Annotated in this window: 1 protein-coding gene; it reads right to left on the reverse strand. The window is 72.7% G+C overall.

Features of this window, described 5'->3' with window-relative positions:
* Window positions 1-59: 59 nt before the first annotated feature.
* A complete protein-coding gene (locus A5694_RS13305) occupies window positions 60-482 on the reverse strand; it encodes a DUF2599 domain-containing protein (protein ID WP_342710500.1) in 423 nt (140 codons plus the stop codon).
* Window positions 483-517: the final 35 nt, after the last annotated feature.

Raw genomic sequence — 517 nt, forward strand, 5'->3', positions numbered from 1 at the left:
TCGCGGTCGGCAAGGGCGTCTGGATTTAGCGCCGGGCGCCGCAAGTCGCCGCCCCAGGTCTAGAACGGTTCTTCGGCGCCGCCGGGATTGCAGCCGTTGGCCAACAGGGTCAAGGTGCTGACGACCGGTCGCCACGGCTCCAGATTCCAACTGGTCTTGCCGGGCTGGATGAATTCGGCAAACTGCCAGTGGCACAGGAACTGTTCGCGCATGCCGGGTGTGTCGGCGTCCGGGTGGCGGTTCACCACCTCCGACCAGGCGTGCTCGCCCTGGCGCAGGGTGCCGGGCTCGCCGGCCTCGGTTCGGCCGGTGTCGGTCGGGTAGACCCGAAGGCTGGTCCCGTCTTCGTAGGTCACCCACTGGGTGTGATCGACGTAGGGCGCTGCGCTGATGCCCGCGGCGCCCAGCCAGCCGCCCGCGCCGCCGAATCCGCCGGCGCCGCCCTCGCCGCCGGCGCCGCCGTCGCCGCCACGGCCGAACAACAGCCCGCCCGCACCGCCGTCGCCCCCGGCGCCGC

This window comes from Mycolicibacter sinensis (assembly GCF_001667945.1).
GTDB lineage: Bacteria > Actinomycetota > Actinomycetes > Mycobacteriales > Mycobacteriaceae > Mycobacterium > Mycobacterium sinense_B.